Source organism: Aquimarina muelleri DSM 19832 (assembly GCF_000430665.1).
GTDB lineage: Bacteria > Bacteroidota > Bacteroidia > Flavobacteriales > Flavobacteriaceae > Aquimarina > Aquimarina muelleri.
The window spans coordinates 1-21,312 of record NZ_AUML01000028.1 but is presented as its reverse complement, the minus strand read 5'-3'; the positions used below and the strand labels follow the sequence as shown (position 1 = coordinate 21,312).

At 30.3% G+C, this 21,312-nt stretch carries 17 protein-coding genes; 10 read left to right on the top strand and 7 right to left on the bottom strand.

Annotated features, from left to right (window positions below; all coding sequences use genetic code 11):
• The first annotated feature begins 10 nt into the window (after positions 1–10).
• Both H527_RS0112105 and H527_RS0112100 read left to right on the top strand, forming a co-directional pair.
• Complete coding sequence (locus H527_RS0112105; protein ID WP_027412960.1) at positions 11–523, top strand: DinB family protein; 513 nt, start codon at positions 11–13, stop codon at positions 521–523.
• Complete coding sequence (locus tag H527_RS0112100; RefSeq protein WP_035088075.1) at positions 520–903, top strand: nuclear transport factor 2 family protein; 384 nt, start codon at positions 520–522, stop codon at positions 901–903. Before H527_RS0112105 ends, H527_RS0112100 begins: the two co-directional genes overlap by 4 nt.
• 17 nt (positions 904–920) lie before the next feature.
• Here the strand turns inward: H527_RS0112100 and H527_RS0112095 are convergent, their stop codons facing one another.
• Positions 921–1,559, bottom strand: coding sequence for an alpha/beta hydrolase (locus H527_RS0112095; RefSeq protein WP_027412958.1), 639 nt, complete (start codon positions 1,557–1,559; stop codon positions 921–923).
• 229 nt (positions 1,560–1,788) lie between these two features.
• On the opposite strand from H527_RS0112095, the gene H527_RS0112090 reads away from it, so the two are divergent.
• The 5 genes from H527_RS0112090 (at position 1,789) to H527_RS0112070 (ending at position 6,479) form a co-directional block, all read left to right on the top strand.
• Positions 1,789–2,214, top strand: a complete 426-nt coding sequence (locus tag H527_RS0112090; RefSeq protein ID WP_027412957.1) for a PaaI family thioesterase — start codon at positions 1,789–1,791, stop codon at positions 2,212–2,214.
• A 1-nt stretch (position 2,215) separates the two neighbouring features.
• The gene (locus tag H527_RS0112085; protein ID WP_027412956.1) at positions 2,216–3,304 is read left to right on the top strand and encodes an isochorismate synthase; all 1,089 of its coding nucleotides are present in this window, start codon (positions 2,216–2,218) and stop codon (positions 3,302–3,304) included.
• A gap of 52 nt (positions 3,305–3,356) precedes the next feature.
• On the top strand, positions 3,357–5,081 hold the full coding sequence (gene menD, locus H527_RS0112080; protein WP_027412955.1) for a 2-succinyl-5-enolpyruvyl-6-hydroxy-3-cyclohexene-1-carboxylic-acid synthase: 1,725 nt from the start codon (positions 3,357–3,359) through the stop codon (positions 5,079–5,081).
• Positions 5,082–5,188: 107 nt separating this feature from the next.
• Entirely contained in the window at positions 5,189–5,533 is a 345-nt protein-coding gene (locus H527_RS0112075) for a DUF2853 family protein (RefSeq protein WP_027412954.1), read from the top strand.
• A gap of 112 nt (positions 5,534–5,645) precedes the next feature.
• Positions 5,646–6,479, top strand: coding sequence for a CvfB family protein (locus H527_RS0112070; protein ID WP_027412953.1), 834 nt, complete (start codon positions 5,646–5,648; stop codon positions 6,477–6,479).
• Positions 6,480–6,490: 11 nt separating this feature from the next.
• Here the strand turns inward: H527_RS0112070 and H527_RS0112065 are convergent, their stop codons facing one another.
• Positions 6,491–6,931: a hypothetical protein gene (locus H527_RS0112065; RefSeq protein ID WP_027412952.1), complete on the bottom strand. Its 441-nt coding sequence runs from the start codon at positions 6,929–6,931 to the stop codon at positions 6,491–6,493.
• A 445-nt stretch (positions 6,932–7,376) separates the two neighbouring features.
• Here H527_RS0112065 and H527_RS0112060 point away from each other — a divergent pair, with 445 nt between their 5' ends.
• Together H527_RS0112060 and H527_RS0112055 are read left to right on the top strand one after the other, a co-directional pair.
• On the top strand, positions 7,377–8,219 hold the full coding sequence (locus H527_RS0112060; protein ID WP_027412951.1) for a 1,4-dihydroxy-2-naphthoyl-CoA synthase: 843 nt from the start codon (positions 7,377–7,379) through the stop codon (positions 8,217–8,219).
• A 286-nt stretch (positions 8,220–8,505) separates the two neighbouring features.
• Entirely contained in the window at positions 8,506–9,105 is a 600-nt protein-coding gene (locus H527_RS0112055; protein WP_027412950.1) for a hypothetical protein, read from the top strand.
• Between the two features lie 12 nt (positions 9,106–9,117).
• Here H527_RS0112055 and H527_RS0112050 read toward each other — a convergent pair whose 3' ends face one another.
• From H527_RS0112050 to uvrA, 4 genes are all read right to left on the bottom strand, one after another.
• Positions 9,118–11,532, bottom strand: a complete 2,415-nt coding sequence (locus H527_RS0112050) for an alpha-ketoacid dehydrogenase subunit alpha/beta (RefSeq protein WP_027412949.1) — start codon at positions 11,530–11,532, stop codon at positions 9,118–9,120.
• A 200-nt stretch (positions 11,533–11,732) separates the two neighbouring features.
• Positions 11,733–14,561 (bottom strand): metalloprotease, encoded by a 2,829-nt coding sequence (locus tag H527_RS0112045; protein ID WP_051316744.1) that lies wholly within the window; start codon positions 14,559–14,561, stop codon positions 11,733–11,735.
• 79 nt (positions 14,562–14,640) lie between these two features.
• Positions 14,641–15,330: an LOG family protein gene (locus H527_RS0112040; protein ID WP_027412947.1), complete on the bottom strand. Its 690-nt coding sequence runs from the start codon at positions 15,328–15,330 to the stop codon at positions 14,641–14,643.
• Positions 15,331–15,342: 12 nt separating this feature from the next.
• The gene (gene uvrA, locus H527_RS0112035; RefSeq protein ID WP_027412946.1) at positions 15,343–18,183 is read right to left on the bottom strand and encodes an excinuclease ABC subunit UvrA; all 2,841 of its coding nucleotides are present in this window, start codon (positions 18,181–18,183) and stop codon (positions 15,343–15,345) included.
• Positions 18,184–18,771: 588 nt separating this feature from the next.
• Between uvrA and H527_RS0112030 the strand changes: the two genes are divergently transcribed.
• The gene (locus H527_RS0112030; RefSeq protein WP_027412945.1) at positions 18,772–20,871 is read left to right on the top strand and encodes a M12 family metallo-peptidase; all 2,100 of its coding nucleotides are present in this window, start codon (positions 18,772–18,774) and stop codon (positions 20,869–20,871) included.
• A gap of 168 nt (positions 20,872–21,039) precedes the next feature.
• Here H527_RS0112030 and H527_RS22005 read toward each other — a convergent pair.
• Positions 21,040–21,312, bottom strand: a 273-nt coding sequence (locus tag H527_RS22005) for a transposase (protein WP_035088070.1), incomplete at its 5' end; no start/stop codon positions are given.

The following is a 21,312-nucleotide window of genomic DNA, read 5'->3' as shown; positions in this document are numbered from 1 at the left end:
TTTTAAATCTATGTTATCTCAATTAAAAGAAGGAGAATATAATTCATATTACGCAACCTATATCTCTAAAGCAGAATATCCAAATATTGTAGAAGGATTAAAAAATAGTCAAAAAGAATTTGTGGATTTTATACAATCTATTCCTCAAGAAAAATTTATTCATGCTTATGCAGAGGGAAAATGGACTATAGCCGAAGTGTTTCAACATATAATAGATACAGAACGTATTTTTGCATATCGAGCATTGCGTTTTGCTAGAAATGACAAAACACCAATTATGGGGTTTGAACAAGATGATTATGTGCCTAACTCTAATGCAAATAATCTTAGTCAAAAAGATTTAATAACAGATTTTAATGCTGTTAGAAACTGCTCGATTTCTTTATTTAATAGTTTTACAGATGAAATGCTAACAAGAATAGGAGAGGCTAGTGGTAGCCCTATGAGTGCTAGAGCGGCAGGTTACATCTTAGCAGGTCATCAAAAACATCATTTAGAAGTTATTAAAGAGAGGTATTCATGAATATTACAAAAGAAGAAGTGGCTCATAACTACCTTGCTTTTTTAGAAAAAAATGAAGTGGATAAAGTAGTTAGTTTATTTGCAGAAGATGGGATTGTAGAATCGCCGTTATATGGAATAATGCAAGCCAAAGATTTTTATAAAGTTTTAGCAGAAGACACTAACGCATCTGATTTAAAGTTTGATGGTTTATTTTTTGAAAAAAATACGAATAGGATTTCATTACTTTTTGATTTTAATTGGGAGTTAAAAGACGGAAAAAAAGTAACTTTTAAAGTAGTAGATATTATAAGTTTAAATTCGGATAATAAAATTAAAAAACTAACTATAATTTATGATACTGTACATAGCCGATCTGCTATAGAAGAGTTGAAGAGATAATACAAAACAAACAGATCCTAAAACAATTCATGTAATGTTTTGGGATCTAATTCATGTCCTCCAGAATGTGTCCTAAATTCAATTTGAGGTAAAATTTGTTGTACCCGTATTTTTTCTGCTTCTACTTTTTCAATTTCAAAATAAGGATCTTTCTCTCCCAGTATATGTACAATCTTTGTTTTAGTTGTTAAAAAACTAAAATTTTCTTTTTGTAATTCTTTAGGAAAACCACCAGAAACCATAACCAAAGCATCACAATGTATCTTTCTACTAGCAACCCATCTACTAGCAATACTCACCCCTTGCGAATACCCTAGTACAACCAGTTTGGTGTGTTCAGGGATATTCTCTTCAGTCATAATAGCATCTACATATTGTAGTACATTCTTAGTTTCTGTTTTAGTATTCTCTTTAGTAAGCCAACTAGAACCAACACTTCTGTAGTTTTCACCTTTATAAAATTTGGAGGGTGCCTGTGGAGCAATAAAAAAATTTTCTTCTTTATTAAAACTATCAAATAATCGAATAAAATATCTACTTAAATATCCAATACCATGAAAAACTAACCAAACAGTTTTAGTGTTAGGGGTTAAATTATTTAAAGTAGAGTAGGAATTGATTGTACTGTAAGAGACTTCTTTTTCGTTAATATGCATAAGGATTATGATAATATTTAATTAAGATGAAACCAATCATCGATAATGGCCACAATATATTTCGATTTTTTTAAACAAAAAATTGAAATGACTAATAGATTTAATTTTCTCTTATAGAATAAAAATAAAAAGGTAATAATTTATTAACTGCACATTTACAAAATTACCAATAGTATAATTTAGAATTATTGATACGCATTCTATATTTTTGCTTTAAATACTATGACTTATGAATTTGACTCAAGAAGAAATACTGGAACAGTGTACTAAGATGTGTAAAAATACTTTGATGGAAACTTTAGACATTTCTTTTTGTGAAGTAGGTAAAGATTATTTAGTGGCTAAGATGCCTGTTACCTCAAAAGTACATCAGCCAGATGGGGTGTTACATGGAGGGGCAATGGTTGCTCTTGCAGAAAGCGTAGGCAGTGCAGCTTCTTTTATGTTTTTAAACGCAAAAGATTTTTATATTCGAGGTATTGAGATTTCTGCTAATCATGTAAAAAGTGTAAAAGAAGGAAATGTATATGCAAAAGCAGAAATTATACATAATGGGCGCACTACGCAGTTATGGGATATAAAAATTAGGGACGAGGAACACAACCTTGTATCTGTAGTAAAACTTACAACTATAGCCCTTCCAAAAACTAAATAATATGGGCATAGAGGATATTTATGCTAAAATTAAAAATCATACAGAACAACAGTTACCATTTGTTATATATAGAAAAGCAGGGTCTAATGTATTACAAGCATTGCTTCAACAAGATAATATGGTACATGAGTCCCAAGGTTTTTTAACTTCTGGTTTTGTTTTTGCTCCTTTTAGTAATAATCATAAAACTATAATTATTCCTACAAAAAAAAGTGAGTATTATAGTGTTGTTATTCCTGAACAAGAGTTAGAACGTAATTTACAAACTTCTGTAATAAAAAGTAATGCTGAAGAAGATAAGGAAGCTAGAGAAAAACATATTTTACTCGTTGAAGATGGCATTAAAACGATAAAATCTGGCAGTTTTAAAAAAGTAGTACTATCTCGCAAAGAAGAAGTTTTTAAATCAGATTCACTTAGTGCTGTGAAGGTATTTCAACGTTTAATTAAAAAATACTCAAACGCTTTTGTTTATTTATGGTATCATCCAGAAATTGGAACCTGGCTAGGGGCAACTCCAGAGACTCTAATTTCTGTTAAAAAAACTAATTTTTTTACAATGGCTCTTGCAGGTACTCAACCATACAGAGGTACAATGAATGTAAATTGGAAGGATAAAGAATTAGTAGAACAAAGTATGGTTACTTCTTTTTTAGTCAAAGAGTTATCTTTTTTCATTAAAGATTTAAAAGTCTCTGAAACATATACTTATAGAGCAGGAACACTTTTACATTTACGTACAGATATTAGAGGCTATTTAGATATAAAAAATCATGGAGTAAGGGATGTAATTAAAATTCTACACCCAACTCCAGCTGTTTGTGGTTTACCAAAAAATCAATCAAAATTTTATATCTTAAATAATGAATCATATGATCGTAAATATTATACTGGTTTTTTAGGGGAGGTTAATATGGATTTAGATAGTGTTATACAATCCAATATATTTGTAAACTTACGTTGTATGGAGTTTAAAAAAGAAAAAGCGGTGCTTTATATAGGTGGGGGGGTTACTAAAGATTCTGATCCACAAAAAGAATGGGAAGAAACCGTTAAGAAAACAGAAACGATGAAAAAAGTTTTGTTTTAAGGGATCTAAAAAATTGAATCAACTAGTTTGATATTATAATTAAAATGTTTGAATGAAAAAAAGATTATATTCAAAAATTCCTTTGGCGCAATCTATAGTTGCTTTGTGTGAAGCTAAAGGAATTACAAATATTGTTATCTCACCAGGATCACGTAATGCACCTTTGATCATTGGTTTCAGTGAGCACCCAAAGATGCAGTGTTACAGTATTGTAGATGAAAGATGCGCAGCATTTTTTGCATTAGGTATAGCACAGCAAATTCAAAAACCAGTTGCTTTAGTATGTACTTCTGGAAGTGCTTTACTTAATTATTATCCAGCAATTTCAGAAGCGTTTTATAGCGATATTCCATTAGTGGTTTTAAGTGCAGATCGACCAGTAGAAAGAATTGATATTGGAGATGGACAGACGATTCGTCAAAAAAATGTATTCGAAAATCATATTTTATATTCTGCTAACCTATATTCAGAAATAGTTGCAGAAACCAAAATTAACGACCCTAGGGTAAACCAAAAACAACGAGAGGCTCAGAAGCATAATGAGAGAGAAATCAATCTAGCTCTTAATATGGTAATAGAACAAAAAGGACCAGTGCATATTAATGTTCCTTTTTATGAACCATTATACGATAAAATAGAGTTTCCTACAATTACTCCTAAAAATATCCCCGTAGAAACACCTTGTCATCAATTTTCTAAAGAATTAGAGGTCGAAATGCTTCTAGAGTGGAGCCAAGCAAAGCGTAAAATGATATTGATTGGTGTAAACTCTCCAGATTCTATAGATCAAGAATGGATAGAATATTTTGCTAATGATCCATCGGTTTTAGTGTTAACAGAAACTACATCAAACATCCATCATCATTCTCACATTAATTGTATTGATCAATTAATTTCAACTTTAAAAGATAAAGAGTTTAAGGAGTTACAACCAGATATTTTGCTAACTATAGGTGGGATGGTTGTATCTAAACGGATTAAAAGTTTTTTAAGACAGTACCAACCAAAATCACATTGGCATATTAATTTAAAAAAGGCATATGATACTTATTTTTGCCTAACCGAGCATATAAAATTAGAACCTAACGTATTTTTTTCTAGATTTTTTAAAGATAAAAAAATTAAAGAAAGTCCCTATAAATCCTTTTGGCTTTTTGTTAGAAATCAAAGAAGAATAAAACATGAAGAATATTTAAAAAAAATTTCTTTTACAGATCTAAAAGCGTACGAAGCTATTTTTAAAGAAATTCCAGATAAACAAATGATACAATTAAGTAACAGCTCTACAGTTCGTTATGCACAACTATTTACCTTAAAACCATCTCTTAAAATGTTTTGTAATAGAGGAACAAGTGGTATTGATGGTAGTACTTCTACTGCTATAGGAGCTGCATTGGCATCAGGAGGTTCTACAACCTTATTAACAGGAGATTTAAGTTTCTTTTATGATAGTAATGGGTTATGGAATTCGTATATTCCATCTGATTTTAAAATTATAGTTATTAATAATGAAGGGGGGGGGATTTTTAGAATTCTACCTGGTAAAGAAGAAAGTTTGAACTTTAGTACATATTTTGAGACAACTCATAATCTTACAGCTATACATTTAAGCAAAATGTTTGGCTTTGATTATCACACTGCTCATAATTTAGAAGAAGTTAATGCAGAAATTCAAAAAATCTATAAAAATGATAGCACCCCTCAATTATTAGAGATTTTTACGCCAAGAAAAGAAAATGATAATACTTTAATCGATTATTTTAAGTATTTTATCTAATAATGGGGTTTTAATATACTTTTAGGATAAAATATTCATTTATAATTAATCTATATTTGAAATACAATTTTTAAAAATAACTAGAAACCTAAAAACACTATCATCCTATGAGTAAAAGAGACGAATTGATCGCAAAATATGCAGCAGACATTAAAGATAAAATTGGTGAAACACCAGATATGGATCTACTAACCAAAGTAACTATTGGTTGTGGTCCTTCTATTTATAATAGTGACTCTTCTACAGTATCTGGTAGCGATGAAAAAGAATTGAACACAGTAAAACAAAATTTTCTTATTAAAAAATTAGGGCTTTCTGATGGACCAAAACTAGATGAAGCTATAACTGCAGTTATCGAAAAATATGGAAAATCTAACCGAAATAAATACAGAGCGGTTGTTTACTATCTTTTGGCAAAACATTTTGGAAAAGAGTCTGTATATAACAAATAGTAGTGTCTAATATATAAAAGTTAAAAAAGGTGTTCTTTTAAGAACACCTTTTTTGTTTAAAATCATCGATGCTATAATGATAAAAAAGTATCTTTGCGCAAAATAAAATGTAATGCTGAAACTTGGTGTATATAATACTTTAGAAATTGTAAGAGAAAGAGATCAGGGGATTTACCTTTGTGATGATGATGGGGATGAAGTTTTATTACCCAATAAATATGTTCCGGAACAATTTAAAATTAGAGATGAACTGAAGGTTTTTGTGTATTTAGACAGTGCAGAACGTATTGTGGCTACTACATTAGAACCATATGCAACTGTAAAATCCTTTGCATACCTTAAGTGTACAAATGTATCTGATATAGGTGCTTTTTTAGATTGGGGGCTGGAAAAAGATCTTTTTGTTCCTTTTAAAGAACAAGCCTCAAAAATGAGAGCTGGCAGCTGGTATCTTGTATACGTATATCTGGATGAAGAAACTAATAGGTTAGTAGCTTCTAGTAAAACAAATGCTTTTTTAGATAATTCATTAGTTTTATTGTCTCCGTATGATGAAGTTGATCTTATGGCTTCACATCCTTCTCCACAAGGATGGAATATGATAGTAAATCAAAAACACTTAGGTTTAGTATATGGGGATGAAATTTTTCAAAAAATAACTCCAGGAGACCAAATTAAAGGATATGTAAAAAAAGTAAGACCAGATGGTAAAATAGATCTTACTTTACAACAACATGGGTTTAGAGGTATTGAACCTAATGCAGAACAGATTTTAAAAGAATTAGAAGCAAGTGGAGGCTTTATCAATTTAAATGATAAATCAGATCCAGAGGATATTAAAGAAGTTTTTCAGTTAAGTAAAAAAAGTTTCAAAAAAGCTATAGGAACTCTTTATAAAGCAAGAAAGATTGCTATTGAAGAAGATGGAATACGACTTATTGAATAAGTTATTTTTTTTTAATAAATAAACATACTGGTACCATGATTACGTCTATGTCTGGTATATGGGTTGCTATAATTATGAAGGTATATCCCTGCATCTTTATAAGCAGTATTTTTTAAACGACCAGTATTGGTATTTAGATTAGAACCATTACCAGAAATAGTAAATCCAGAAGATTTAGAAGTAGAAGGTTTAATTTTATATACGGAAGAAACATCTTTATATTTTGGCGTATCTATAAACATAGTATAATTTTTTCTAAGAGATTGCCGTCTTAAATCTACACTTAAATTAACTTCTAGCAATTCATATTTATGTATCTCAGATTCATTTTTTTCTATAGATAAAGGTGCGCTTAATTCTTCCCACTCTATGGCTACAGAGTTTAGACTGTTCTCCTGACCATAAGATGCAAAACCTATACTTGCTATAATTGCTATCAAAAAAGCTTTCATAACGGTAAATATATTATCATTTCATGACAAATCCTTAAAACCATAAAAAAAGAAGTGTTAAATTATATAGCCTTGTGGTAACTAAATAATGATATAGATAAAATACAAAAGATATAATTATAAAACAAGTACTATTGTTTTTGATTGTTTTCTTTTTAGAACCAAACTTGAGTAAGAGCAGAAAATATCTATTTTTTACTAAATAAGTACTAAGCCAACTTAAAAACATAAAAAAAACAATGAAATTAGTAGTCTGGCTGTGTATTTATAAATTTAAAAGAGCTGGTTGTATTGTTTGATTCTTTGATTTAGGAATCATCTTTATCGACTTGTTTTAAAAGAAAAATATATTTTCAAAAGATAATTAGAGTTAAATAATGCTTTAATTCTTTTAGCTTGATATAATATATTGTAGTATTTTTGAAAGTATAAATAAAAATATATAATGAGTTCAATAGACTGGAAAACTGTAAAAGAATATGAAGATATTACGTATAAAAAATCTAACGGGGTTGCTCGTATAGCTTTTAATAGACCAAATGTACGTAATGCTTTTAGGCCTAAAACAACTAGTGAACTTTATGATGCTTTTTATAATGTACAAGAAGATACATCGGTAGGAGTTGTTTTACTTTCGGCAGAAGGACCTTCTACAAAAGATGGTGTATATAGTTTTTGTAGCGGTGGAGATCAAAAAGCAAGAGGACATCAAGGGTATGTGGGAGAGGATGGAATGCATAGGTTAAATATTTTAGAAGTACAGAGGCTTATTCGATTTATGCCAAAAGTAGTAATTGCAGTAGTGCCAGGATGGGCAGTAGGAGGAGGGCATAGTCTACATGTAGTTTGTGACCTTACATTAGCTAGTAAAGAACATGCTATTTTTAAACAAACGGATGCAGATGTAACAAGTTTTGATGGAGGGTATGGTTCTGCTTACTTAGCAAAAATGGTTGGGCAAAAAAAAGCACGTGAAATCTTTTTTTTAGGTAGAAATTATTCTGCACAACAAGCTTATGAAATGGGAATGGTAAATGCTGTTATACCGCATGAAGAATTAGAGGATACAGCATACCAATGGGGGCAAGAAATTTTAGAAAAATCTCCTACATCGATTAAGATGTTAAAATTTGCAATGAACCTTACTGATGACGGGATGGTAGGGCAGCAGGTGTTTGCAGGAGAAGCTACGCGACTAGCATATATGACAGAAGAGGCAAAAGAAGGAAGAAATGCATTTCTTGAAAAAAGGAAACCTGATTTTAAAAATATTAAATGGATACCATAACAATTTCTTAATTAATTTGTTTTTATAGTATTTATATAGGAATTGTTTCTTTTTATATAAATTATTACATTGTAAATAAGTAGTTTATCAATATAATAATATAGCTTAAAAAAAATATTCCTGAATATTGTAGAAGTGTGTTGTCAAAGAAAAAATTGTAAAACTAAAGAATATAATTAATCACAATTTTAGGAATTTATAATAGTTGATGTTTAATAAAGCTTACTTGAACATTGTTTGCTGTGATTAATTTAAAATATCAAATAACTCTTAAGATACCCCAACAATGAAAGTTATTAAAGATGAAGACCTTTTATATTTACATTATCAGATAGAAAAATCCGAAGTTAAACAGAAAAAACTTGAAGATCTTTTAAAGGAAGAGTCTAAAAAATCGAAAAAAATAAAAACATCTAATAAAATATTAGGTTTTTTATCTTTGATATTTTTTATTTCAACTGTTTTTCTTGCTAGTAATATGTTTTTTTTTAAGGTGCCAGAGACAGATAGTGTACAAAAAAAATCTATAATTGAAAAAGAATTAATTGTAGTAAAAGAAGAATTAGAAGCACTAAAAAATAAAAAAATAAATATTGAGGAAATAAAGAATCTGTATCTGTATAGAAAATTAATAGATAAAGATACGGTATATTCTGTACAGGTTAAAGCGCTTAATTCTAAAGGTATATCCTCAATATCTAATAAATATACTAATACTCTTGTTTATAACGATACTTCGTATTATAAAATGAGCTTAGGTATTTTTGAAACCCTGAACGAAGCTCAGGATTTCAGAAAGCTATTAATAAACTCTGGATTTGATAAAAGAATATTTGTGATCTCTTATAAGGACGGTAAAAGATTAAAAATAGAAAATTACCAATAAAAAGAGTGTTTTTTATCTTAATTCAGGATATTTAACAGGATTTACTTCATTCATTATTTCATATATTTTTTCATATATATCTTCGATAGAAGGTTTGCTAAAATAATCCCCATCAGTTCCAAAAGCTGGTCTATGTGGTTGTGCGCTCAAAGTTTGTGGTTTACTATCTAGATATTGGTATATATTTTGTTCGTCAATTAATTTATGTAAAATATACCCTGTTCCTCCACCAGAAACATCTTCATCAATAATTAATAATCGGTTTGTTTTAGCTACGCTTTTTACTATATCGTGATTTAAATCAAAGGGTAATAAAGATTGTATATCAATTATTTCGGCATTAATACCTGCAGATAATAACTCTTTTGCTGCTTGTTCTACTAATCTTAAAGTAGAGCCATAAGATACTAGTGTAATATCTGTTCCTTCTTTAATAGTTTCTACGACACCTATAGGAGTCCTGGTTTCAGGCAAATTAGAAGGCATTTTTTCTTTTAAGCGATAACCATTAAGGCATTCTATTACTAATGCAGGTTCATCGCTATCCATTAGTGTGTTATAAAAACCAGCAGCTTTTACCATATTTCTTGGTACTAAAATATGAATACCTCTCAATAAATGAATTAAACCTCCCATTTGAGAACCCGAATGCCATATTCCCTCTAGTCTATGTCCTCTTGTTCGTATAATTAATGGTGCTTTTTGTTTAGCAAAAGTTCTATAACGTAATGTAGCAAGATCATCACTAAGGCCTTGTATACAATATAAGATATAATCTAGATATTGTATTTCTGCAATTGGCCTAAGTCCACGCATTGCCATTCCTATTCCTTGGCCAATTATGGTAGCTTCTCGGATTCCGGTATCAGCAACTCTAATTTCTCCAAATTTTTCTTGAAGTCCTTCTAACCCCTGATTTACATCTCCTATCTTACCACTATCTTCTCCAAAAATAAGTATGTCAGTAAATTTAGAAAATAGACTATCAAAATTATCTCTAATGATAACTCTTCCGTCTACTATTTCTGCATTTTCATCATATTCTGGTTTTACTTCATTGATATGTACGGCTCCAGATTCAGTTTCATTATGTAAATGAGCACTGTATTTTGGTTGAATAGTAGCTATATAATTATTAACCCATTTTTGTAGAATTAATTTTTCTTCAAATTTTTCTTTTGTAATATATCGTAATGTTTTTCTTGTAGCTTCAAGAATATCTTTTCTAATAGGTTCATTTTTAGAAGACAAAGATTTTACTAAAGGTGAAATAAAATTTTTATTACTACTTTTATTTTCGACTAGTTTTAAAATTTCTAAAGCATCCTTTTGTTCTGATTTTATTTCAGACAAATACGCATTCCATGCTTCATTTTTACCTTTTCGTACTTCTTTTTTTGCTGCTTTTTCAAACTCTAGTAACTCTTCTGTTGTAGCAATTTTATGTTCAATAATCCATTCTTTGAACTTTTTATTACAATCATATTCTCTTTCCCAATTTAAGCGATCTTCGTTTTTATACCTTTCGTGCGATCCAGAAGTAGAATGTCCTTGTGGCTGTGTTAATTCTTTAACATGAATAATAATAGGGATGTGGCTCTCACGAGCTAACTTTTCTGCTTTTTCATAAGTATCTATTAAAGCTGCATAATCCCAACCATTAACCTTAAAAATTTCAAAACCTTCATGGTCTTTATCACGTCTAAAACCTTCAAGAATAAGAGAAATATCTTCTTTAGTTGTTTGATGTTTTGCATGAACAGAAATACCATATTCATCGTCCCAAATACTAATAACCATTGGTACTTGCAGAACTCCTGCAGCATTTATAGTTTCCCAAAATAAACCTTCACTAGTACTGGCGTTTCCGATTGTTCCCCAAGCTACTTCATTTCCTTGGTTAGAAAAATTAGAACTATCGGTAATGCTTTTTTCATTTCGGTATACTTTAGATGCTTGGGCTAGTCCTAATAATCTAGGCATTTGACCAGCAGTAGGAGAAATATCTGAACTAGAGTTTTTTTGTTTTATTAAATTTTTCCAAGTACCATCTTCATTTAAACTTTGGGTTGCAAAATGACCTCCCATTTGTCTTCCTGCAGAGAAAGGTTCTTTTTCAATATTAGTATGTGCATACAGACCTGCAAAGAATTGTTCTACTGTATATTGATCAATGGCCATCATAAATGTTTGATCTCTATAGTAGCCAGATCTAAAGTCACCATCGCGAAAAACTCTTGCCATTGCAAGTTGTGGCAGTTCTTTTCCTCCTCCAAATATTCCAAATTTGGATTTACCAGTTAATACTTCCCGTCTGCCTAAGAGACTACATTCTCTACTAATTATGGCAATTTTGTAATCTCTAAGTATTTGATCTTTATACTCTTCGAAAGAAATATTAGATAAAGTAACGGTTTCAGACTGCATGTGAACGATGTTTATAATGGATTGCAAATTTAGCTAAAATACTAACCATTTGCAAGGCGTAAAGCCTTATTTTTTTTGAAGATAATGCAATTAAAAGTAGATTTTGTTAGAAGATTATTGTTTTTGGGTGATATTTTAAGATTTGGTTAGTGAATGTTTAAAAAATTCACATATTTTCTATTTAAAATTTTAAAAAATATTTAATACCACTCTCTAGTAAAGAGTCCAATTAGTGTTTCTGGGCTAAGAGTTATAATAAACCGTATTTGCTGGCTATAATTTGGTTGTGAGATTTCCCAACCTTTATTAGAGACTACAGGGAAGAAAAGTTCAAAGTAATCAGCAACCAAGCTTAACCGAACCCCTGCATCGTATACAAATTTAGGAGTAACTCCTTTATTTTTAACTAAACCGATATCTCCATATGCATATATCCAATTCCAAATATTGGTATTAGCATTAAAAGTGGTTATCCATTGGTTAGCGAAAGAGTGTTTAAGTTGAGATTTAAAACCTCCTTCTGCCAAAATAATCTGTTGACTTACCAGTCCAGTATCCTCACTACGCCCTAAGTAACTATAATCGAACAAATAATCTGTAGGTCTATCTAATGCAAAACTAAAGAAATCACCATCTTTTTTAGTATCATTAAAAATAAAAGATCCTGCAAAAAAACGAAGGTTTAATTGGCGATTGTTAAGAAATAATTTTCTATAGTTTATAGATGTAGATAGTTTTCCGAAATTTTTTGATACTTGATAATCAATAGTATACCCTAGAAAATCGATAAGGTTGAAATCGGAGTATTTGTATCTTGCATCAAATACGTTATAGTCTGGTGTTACTACAGGGTCTTCTTTGTCTTTTTCTCTAAAAACATTTATATTTCTAATAGTTAATTTTTGCTTTTCGTTAGATCTTAAATCTTTTGGCCTAAAATGAAAACTTATAGATGTAGAAAAACGTCTAAATAATAAATCAGGAGCATAGCTAAACATGCTTCCGTTTACGCCATACCTCATTTGATATAAGCCGTAATCAGATAGCTGTTGTCTATAAAATATAGATGCAGATCCTAGTAGTTTTTTTGATTTAAGACCATAAGCTGGAGATATATTGTATTCTATATCTTTTTTAATAAAAGTTCTATTATAAAATTTTGATGCTAATGTAAAACCATCGTATACATTAAATTCAAATTCTGGAATAAAAAATATTTGACTATATCTAGGGTCTTCAAGATCTTGTAAAATTCTAAACTGAATAGGTTTATTGAATATCCATTTTAAATTTCTGTAATTATTGCGTCTGTTTATTTCAGGAATATTTTGATCGTAATCTATTACTAGCTTACTAATATTTTCGTTTGCAATTTTAACTTTAGATGTTCCATTAACTCCTATTGTCCAAGTTTTAGATACTAAATCTTTTTTTCTAAAACCATAAAGAGAAACTGGCATCGAATTATTTTCTTTATTTTTTATGGTTACTTCTAAAGAGTCTTTGGTCTTTTTTACAGATTTTATTTTAAAATCTAACTTTTTATTAGTTGTAATAAAATCATCAAAAAACCAATCTATATTTTTGGTAGTTATGGAGCTAAGTACTTTTTTGTAATCTTTGGAGCTTGTATATTGTAATACATTTTGAGAATAAAAATCTTTAATACTTTTATCTACAAGATTATCATCCCCCAAATAATCTTCTAAATACTTAAATCCAATACCTGCTTTATATGCATTAGATATATTTTTATTAAATTTCACTAATTTGTCTTGTTGCTCTGTTAATGGCTGATCTAAGAAAAGGCGGGCCATATTTTTATATCCTAAAAAGTATTGGTCATTAAATTCTAAATCTGCAGCATGAAACCATCGTATACCAATAACTTTACTAAGCTTACCTATCATTTTCATCTTAGGATAATATTGTTCTGTATAGGCCATCATAAGATAAATGTGTATAGCATCTTTTATCCAGGTATCATATCTTGGGTTTATTATTAAAGTTTTTTCAAGATAATTTTCGGTTATGGTTTTTAGTTGTTTAATTTCGTATTGGAAACCATCAGGAAAAGGTCTTAAAATATCAGGTAATTGATTTAGTCCATATACAGGGTTATTTTTATAGTCATTTTCTGACACTAAAATTTTATCAAAAGGATATGGTCCGAGTTTTTTTTGTAAAAAACTAATAATTCTTTCTACAGCAATAGATTTCATTTTAGGATTAAGATCATTATCATCTATGTTGCTTATAAACTGAACTCCATCGGCAGAAAAGTTATAAAAAGAGGTTTCCTTTTCGAGATATAGGTTTACTTCATTTCTTTTGTCTCCATTTAAGTGTACTGTTTTTATAGTTTCGTCATTAGAAATGATATTTTTTTCTTCATTTAAATCACTTGAAACGCTATAAGTACTTGGTAGAGTAAAATTAACTTGATAGTTAATTATAGGAGTATATAGGTCATCTAAATTTTTATGACTGTATATATTCCATTTTTTATCATAAACAGCTGGGACTATATACCAATATTTTAGGCTAAAATTTCCGTTATCATGGTACCCATATCTGGTAAATTTATTGCTAGGGATTTTTATTTTATATTTTATAAGAAAAGTTTTTTCTTCTCCTGGGAAAATAGGGGTAGAAGGTTGTATCCACATTATATCTGGTATATCTTCCTGCCGACCCCATCGTAAAGGTTCTAGTTTTTTATCGGTAATATTTTGAATTATCGTGGCTCCTCGTTCTTCATTTTTAGCAAAGTAAAAGCGTTTTAAAAAATCTTCATTAAACCTTTTTGCTAAGGGAGTGGTTTTATTAGAAAAACTATTAGCCCAATCATGAAAAAATACTTTTGTAAGTGTGTCTTTTGAAGAATTTGTATAGATTACTTTCTGATTTATTGTTATTACTTTTTTTTCAGAATCTAAATCTGCATTAATTATGACATCATGTTGCGCATAAGCAACAGAAAGTATAAAAAAGACAATTACAAAATTATATAGTTTTATTATTTTCAAATTTCACGATTAATTAAAGATATATTTAAGTAAGTTTCTTAGGTAAAACTATATTTTTTAAAATTAATACTAAAATACTTTAGAAATTAGGGCTTAAATTATATTCTGCATAGAACTTGTCTAAAATTTGTAATACTTGATCAGGGGTATCTACAATATGTATAAGGTCTAAATCTCCAGGGCTTATGCTTTCAAATTTCTGAAGTAATGTACTTTTAACCCAATCTATAAGTCCTCCCCAAAATTCAGTACTAACTAATATAATAGGAAATTTATCTATTTTTTTAGTTTGAATCAATGTTATTGCTTCAAATAATTCATCTAAAGTTCCAAATCCTCCTGGCATAACTACAAATCCTTGAGAATATTTTACAAACATCACTTTACGAACAAAAAAATAATCAAAGTCCAGACTTTTATCACTGTCAATATATGGATTGTCATGCTGCTCAAAAGGTAAGTCTATATTTAAGCCTACAGAGGTTCCTCCTCCTAGATGCGCTCCTTTATTTCCGGCCTCCATAATACCAGGACCTCCACCAGTAATAACGCCATATCCATGATCTACAATTTGCTTTGCGATATCTACAGCTAATTGATAATACTTATCATCTATTTTTGTACGAGCAGACCCAAAAATAGAGACACAAGGTCCGATTTTACTCATTTTTTCAAATCCGCTAACAAATTCCCCCATAATCTTGAAAATTGCCCAAGAGTCATTAGTTTTGATTTGATTCCATCCCTTATGGTGTTGTTCTTTTTGCATAATTTTTATATTTTAAATGATAGTTTCTAGTTCTTTTTTTAGAAACTTTGCAGTATAGCTTTTTTTAACTTTAATAATTTCTTCTGGAGTTCCTTTAGCAATTACTTTTCCTCCATTTCTACCTCCTTCATGACCTATGTCTATGATATAATCTGCCATTTTTATTACATCCATATTGTGTTCTATAATAAGAACAGTATTACCTTTGTCTACTAATTTATTTAAAACATCCATAAGTACGCGAACGTCTTCAAAATGAAGTCCAGTTGTTGGTTCATCTAAAATATAAAAAGTATTACCAGTATCTCTTTTGGATAATTCTGTAGCTAATTTAATTCGTTGTGCTTCTCCACCAGATAGTGTCGTGGATTGTTGTCCTAGCGTTATATACCCCAGACCAACATTTTGAATTGTTTTTAATTTTCTTGAAATTTTTGGAATTTGTTCAAAAAACAAACAAGATTCATTAATTGTCATTTCTAGTACATCTGAAATTGATTTTCCTTTATATCTAATTTCTAAAGTTTCTCTATTAAAACGTTTTCCTTGACAGGTTTCGCACTCGACATAGACATCTGGCAAAAAATTCATTTCTATAACTCTTAAACCACCACCTTTACAAGTTTCGCATCTACCACCTGTAACATTAAAGCTAAAACGCCCGGGTTTATAACCACGTATCATAGCTTCGGGAGTTTTTGCAAACAGATTTCGTATTTCAGAAAAAACACCTGTATACGTAGCAGGGTTGGATCTGGGCGTACGACCAATAGGAGACTGATTTATGTCTATTACTTTATCTGAATGTTCAAGCCCTTTAATACTTTTGTAAGGCATTGGTTTTTTTACACCATTAAAATAGTAGGCATTAAGAATAGGGTATAATGTTTCGTTAATTAGAGTAGATTTTCCGCTACCAGAAACTCCAGTCACAGCAATCATTTTTCCTAAAGGAATATCAATAGATACATTTTTTAGGTTATTTCCTGTAGCTCCTTTTAGCGAAATTGTTTTACCATTTCCTTCTCTTCGTTTAGATGGTACTTTAATTTGTTTTTTTCCGCTTAAATAATCTGCGGTAAGTGTATTAAAATTTTGCAATTCTTGTGGAGTACCCTGACTAATTATTTCTCCTCCATGTTTTCCTGCAAATGGTCCTATGTCAATAACATGATCTGCTCTTTCTATCATATCTTTGTCATGCTCTACGACTATTACCGAATTGCCAATATCTCTTAATTGAATAAGAGAATTTATTAGTTTTTCATTATCTCTTTGATGCAAACCAATACTAGGCTCATCTAGTATGTATAAAACACCAACAAGTTGTGAGCCGATTTGTGTAGCTAGACGTATACGTTGTGCTTCTCCACCAGAAAGGGATTTACTGCTTCTGTTTAAAGAAAGGTATGTAAGACCAACATCTATCAAAAACTGAAGTCTTGCGTTGATTTCTTTTATAATTTCGCCAGAGATTTTATTTTGCTTTTCACTTAATTGGGAAGGAAGAGTTTTAAACCAATCTGTAAGTTCTATAATGTCCATTGCAGCTAATTCTGCAATATTTCTTTTATTCACTTTAAAATAGAGAGATTCTTTACGCAATCTAGATCCATTACATGTTGCGCATTGGATATTATCCATAAAATCTTTAGCCCATCTTTTTAAAGAGGTAGAGTCGTTATTATGATAAGTGTTTTCTATAAAAGTTGCTATTCCTTCAAAGTCGATTTTATATTCTCTGGTAACTCCTAAAGTTTTGCTAGTTATATTAAATTTTTCTTTTCCTCCATATAGTATAACCTGCATAGCTTCTTTTGGAATACTTTTTATAGGGTCATTTAGAGTAAATTCAAAGCGTTGCGCAATTAATTCTAATTGTTTAAAAATCCAATTGTTCTTTTGTGGTCCTTGGGGTGCTAATCCTCCATTTTTTATAGACTTAGAATCGTCTGGAATTATCTTTTTTAAATTTACTTCATAGAGGTTACCTATGCCATTACATTTAGGACATGCTCCTTTGGGAGAATTAAAAGAAAAATTATTTGGCTCTGGATTTGGATAGGAGATTCCACTAGACGGGCACATTAAGTTGCGACTAAAAAATCGTACTTCTTTAGATTCTTGTTCAATAACCATTAATACATCATCGCCATGATACATAGCGGTATTAATAGTTTCCATAAGACGTTTCGAGTTGTCTTGATCTTTAGTAACCATTAAACGATCAATTACAATCTCTATATCATGTGTCTTGTATCGGTCTAATTTCATTCCTTTGGAGATATCTTTAATTTCTCCATCAGTACGTACTTTTACAAACCCTTGTTTAGCAATTTGTTCAAATAACTCTCGATAATGCCCTTTTCTTGATCGTATAATAGGAGCGAGGATATTTATTTTCTTTCCAGAAAAGTCTTTAAGGATAAGGCTTTTGATTTGCTCATCACTATAGCTAACCATTTTTTCTCCGGTATTATAGCTATAGGCATCACTTGCTCTTGAAAATAGTAATCTAAGAAAGTCATATATTTCTGTAATTGTACCTACTGTACTACGCGGGCTTTTACTTGTCGTCTTTTGCTCTATAGCAATAACAGGAGATAAACCATCAATTTTATCAACATCGGGTCGTTCTAGTCCACCCAAAAATTGTCTTGCATAGGCAGAGAAAGTTTCTATATATCGCCGTTGTCCTTCGGCATATATAGTATCAAATGCTAAAGATGATTTTCCTGATCCTGATAGACCAGTTATAACTACAAGTTTTTCACGAGGAATAGTAACATCTATGTTTTTTAAGTTATGAACACGTGCTCCTATAACTTCAATATTTTCTTCTGATGTGATCATAAATTTTTAACCAAGATTGCAAATGTAGTTATTTGAATGCGTTTTGTGAAATAGGTAGAGTTTCAGTTTTGTTAAATCAGTTTTTATCTAAAAATGATTTTAAAGAGATTAATTAGTTTGGATCTTTTTTTTTACATAAACAACTGTTTAATAGTAATTTGTATAAGGCTAATACATAGTATTATAGTACTAAAATTCTTTCACGAAAAAATAATGTAAGAATTTGTTTTGGGTTTGTAAGGCATTGTATAAAGTTATTATCAAAATGTATTTTTTGTGGATCTTAATGTATTCTATTTTTTTATTTTTTAATCAAAAAAATAAAATTTAATAAATCTAATAAATTCTCATGATATACAATTAAGTCTTTTTTTTGTTAAAATCAGTTATTTGAATTAGAATATTTTAGTTTTTTAACTAAAAACAAAGCAATATAGTATTTTTTAAACCTTTTGTATATGTCTTTTTAATGAATTCATAAAATTAGTAACTTAATGATTCACAAACTCTTTGAAGTTTTTGTTATTGATAGTTTAAATAGCCCAATATAGTCAATATAAAAATTCTTCAAAATTAAAACTATTCACGATGAAAAACATGTTCAAAATTGTAATTACCTTTTTTATGGTAATAAATTTTATGCAAGCACAACAGCATAAACCTAATGACTTGGTACAGCATCAAAAAAGCCAAGGTTCAGATTTTCAAGACGTTAATTTGTTTAGTTTAATAACTGCTAAACAAAAATCTAATATTCAATTACCCAAAGAGGTTAAAGATTATACTTTATTTTCTTTAGATGTAAATAAGTTAAGATCTATGAAGTCTAGTGCTCCCGAAACTATGAATTTGGAAATCCCAGGGCAAAAAACTTCTATGGTTTTAGAATTAGTAAAAGTGGATATTGCTACAGAGGATTTTAAGATGGTAGAAATGCCATCTGGTAATGTTGTTCAAAATAAGAATGGCATATCTCATTATAGAGGGGTAGTACGTGGTAAATCAAACTCTATTGCAGCAGTAAGTTTGCTAGATGGCGAGGTTTCTGGGGTTATTAGCTTAGAGGGTGATAATGGAAACTTAGTTATGGGTAAACTTAAAAATAGTGCAGAGCATATTATGTATGAGGATAATGATTTACTTCATTTACAAGATTTTACTTGTAGTACAGAAGCAAATTATGAAGGCTATACAGAAGAACAGCTTACAGAAAACCCTTCTACTAGCAAAGCTGCAGCAAAATGTGTAAAAGTATACTTTGATATAGGGAATGATGTAGTTAGAGATAAAGGTGGAAGTCAGGCAGCATCAAATTACTTGCAATCTATATTTAATCAAGTAGCTATATTGTATGCAAATGATAATATGACTGTAAAAATATCTCAAATAAATGCATGGACTTCTCAACAGCCATTTAGTGGATTGTCTGATTATGCTAGTTATAGAGAAAGAAATGGTTTAAATGGAGCCGATTTAGGACATTTTGCAACATATGATTTCTCTGGTGGAGTAGCATATTTAACAGGTGTTTGTAGATCTAATATACGTTATGGGGTTTCTGGTATTAACAAAACTTTCAGTAATGTACCTACGTATTCGTTTTCTGTAATGGTAATAGCGCACGAGATGGGGCATAATTTAGGTTCTAATCATACACAAGCTTGTGTATGGAATGGAAATAATACAGCTATTGATGGCTGCTACAATGTAGAAGGTAATTGTTCTAGACCAGCAATCCCATCGGATGGAGGAACTATTATGAGTTATTGTCATCTTACTAGTGCAGGAATCAATTTTACAAAAGGATTTGGTACTCAACCAGGAAACGTAATTCGTAACACGATAAGTTCTGCAAGTTGTCTTCAGGCATGTGGTACTACAGGTTGTAATACAGGAGATTCTGCAACAGTAACATTTAATAATAATACTAATTGTACTTTAGAGTATTTTACGAATAATACCTCTAGGTTTTCGATTGTTTCTGGACAAACAAGACAAGTTTCAACTACAAGAGGTGCAAATTGGGAAGCTAAAAACTCATCTAATAATACTACTATAGATAGTTTTACTGTTCAATGTAGTCAAGATAGTTATGTATCTACAGGTAATTGTAATGATGGTGGAGGAATTACTTGTGTTGGTGTAAGTCCTTGGTCTGGATCGGTAACCTACTCAACGGGAGATAGAGTTACATATCAAGGTAATTTATACGAGTGGACGGGGTCTAGCTGGAAAAACCTTGGACCTTGCCCTTCTAATCCTTCAGATCCATGTGCAGGAGTGCCTGCATACTCAAGTGGTACAGCATATTCTGTAGGGGATAGAGTTACATATCAAGGTAATTTATTTGAAAGAACTTCTAATGGATGGACAAATCTTGGGCCTTGTGGTTCTGCTACTCAGGCGTCATTACAAGATACTTTAGTTTCTACAGATTTTGAAATTAAAACATATCCAAATCCTGCTCATGATGTTCTTACTATTGAAGTTAGTAATGTATTGAATACTTCATCTAAACTATCTATTAAAGATATTAATGGAAGAATATTAAAAGTTGTAGTTTTAGATACTCCTCCTGGAGGAAAAGATCGACACACTATTGATATTAGTAGATTCTCTCCTGGTATGTATTTTGTTCAAGTAACAGACGCAAAAAGAACGATTACCAAAAAAGTATCTATAAAATAAGTATAATATAATTTTTGGGCTATTTATAAAGGGGTGGGGCGTATGCTTCACCTTTTTATATTTATTATACGATTTACGAATAAAAACCTCGCATATAATCCCAGTTTATGCGTTAGAATGACACTGTTTCATTAAGTGTGTAACTAAAATATCGAGGGTTTGACTTTTTTAAAGTCTTACCCTTTTTTCATATATAATTAAGAACTGATTAAGGATTATTCCCCAATTTGCGATTGGCATAGACCATTTTTTGGTTGCTTCTCTGGTAGCCAAATATACAGATTTCATCACAGCTTGATCCGTAGGGAATGATAATTTGTTTTTGGTATACTTTCTGATTTTTCCATTCAGGTTTTCAATAAGGTTTGTTGTGTAAATAATTTTTCTGATCTCTAGTGGAAATTCAAAGAAAGCTGTAAGCTCCTCCCAATTGTCTCTCCA